The sequence below is a fragment of the Brevibacillus fulvus genome, assembly GCF_016908525.1.
Lineage (GTDB): Bacteria > Bacillota > Bacilli > Brevibacillales > Brevibacillaceae > Brevibacillus_G > Brevibacillus_G fulvus.
The window spans coordinates 1-1549 of sequence record NZ_JAFBEB010000029.1 but is presented as its reverse complement, the minus strand read 5'-3'; the positions used below and the strand labels follow the sequence as shown (position 1 = coordinate 1549).

The following is a 1549-nucleotide window of genomic DNA, read 5'->3' as shown; positions in this document are numbered from 1 at the left end:
AAGTCTGGTGATTTAGGTCAGTTGCAACCATCTCTTCAGCATGAAAAATGAGGAAAACACCCTACCCAACGCCGAAATGAGCAGGTCGGACATTGCCTCCATCATCACGAATTTCGGTTTTGGACATGCCGAAATACCGGTTTGAGGCCGCTTCTTTTTAAACCGGCATAGTCTTTTCAGATTTTGAACAATTGCCGTGAGCAGTGCCTGCTCCAGCATGCAGTCCAGACCGCGGCTCCGTGCCCGACCCAGGCCATGCGCGACTTTGCTTTCGGCAAACACATGCTCGCATCGCGTGCGCAACTTTTGCAAATGACGGTAAGAACCCTTGAGCTGAATTTGTTTGGCTTTGTTTCGGATTTGGATTTCCCGAATTTTGGCCAGCCGTTTGCGTTGTTTCTCCGGATCGTTCGTGTGACGTTTCCAAGTCGGTACATCTTCCAGTGTCAGGTTGCGAAGCGAAACCAGGGGAACAATTCCTTGCTCGAACAACGCTTGCAGATAATCTGTCGTACCGTAGGCTTTATCGGCAGAGAGCGTACGAATCCGGATTTGCGGATGGGCAAAACGGATTGCGGCGAGTTGCTGCAAACTCGTTTCACGCTCAGCCGTTCCGGACGCGATGCTCGCTTGCGCAGACAGAATGACGCCGGATTTGACATCCGTCACATGATGCACCAAATACCGCAAATGCGCTTCCTGACCGTTGCTCTTTTTGTACAAGCGGGCATCCGGATCCGTCACGCTGCGGTGGGTCTTGTTGGAGAAGGTTTTGCCATGAAAATCTTCATGCGTCGCTTCGTCTTCCAGCCGCCGCTCTTTTCGCGCAGGCGGTACGGGCGGCTGTCTGTCATCATCGGAATCATGGGCGGCGCAATCGGTCTCTTCATCTTGCCGGGCCATGCGGGTCAGGTAATCCTCAATCGACTCCACCGGGGCCAGGGTGATTTCTTTCAAGCTGTGGATGGACGCGTTGGCGCGTACTTGAGAGCCGTCGACGCCTGCATGCACATCGGATTTGACCAATCCGGCGGCGATGCACTGATCGACGACATGTTTCATGAGCTTGTCGAAAATGCCGTGTTTTCGCCACAATTTCCGGGTCTTCACCAAGGTCGTCCGATCCGGCAGGGACGGTCGCGATGGGTCCGGGCGCAAGACGGATTCGAAATCCAGTCCGCAAAACCACAAATAGCCCGCATGCATGGGCAGCAGTTGATACAATTCCCGTTCGGAGTGGTTGAACAGATACGAAAGCAGCATCAGTCGAACCATTCGCTCCGGGTCAGCCGCCGGGCGACCGGTGCGTTCCGTATATAGCGGCGCCACCCAATCATGGACGATGGAAAAATCAAGCGCTTCGTTCAGTTGGCGCAGGATATGCTTTTTTGGCACAAGTTCATCCATGTCCACAAATTGAAACATCTGAGGCTGGATGGCCGATGACTTATGAGCTTTCATATTCCATCACTCTTTCAATTCATTGTTACCGTATAATTCGGCAACACCGTGGGAAAAGCCTGCTTAGGCGGACTTTTTCACCGGACTT

General features: G+C 53.0%; 1 protein-coding gene. It reads right to left on the bottom strand.

Features of this window, described 5'->3' with window-relative positions:
• Positions 1–12 precede the first annotated feature (12 nt).
• Positions 13–1461, bottom strand: coding sequence for a transposase (locus JOD01_RS19545; RefSeq protein WP_204520135.1), 1449 nt, complete (start codon positions 1459–1461; stop codon positions 13–15).
• Positions 1462–1549: the final 88 nt, after the last annotated feature.

What these genes read in the sequence shown, in the direction of transcription:
- JOD01_RS19545 (WP_204520135.1), bottom strand. Translation starts at nt 1,461, where the DNA reads ATGAAAGCTCATAAGTCATCGGCCATCCAGCCTCAGATGTTTCAATTT.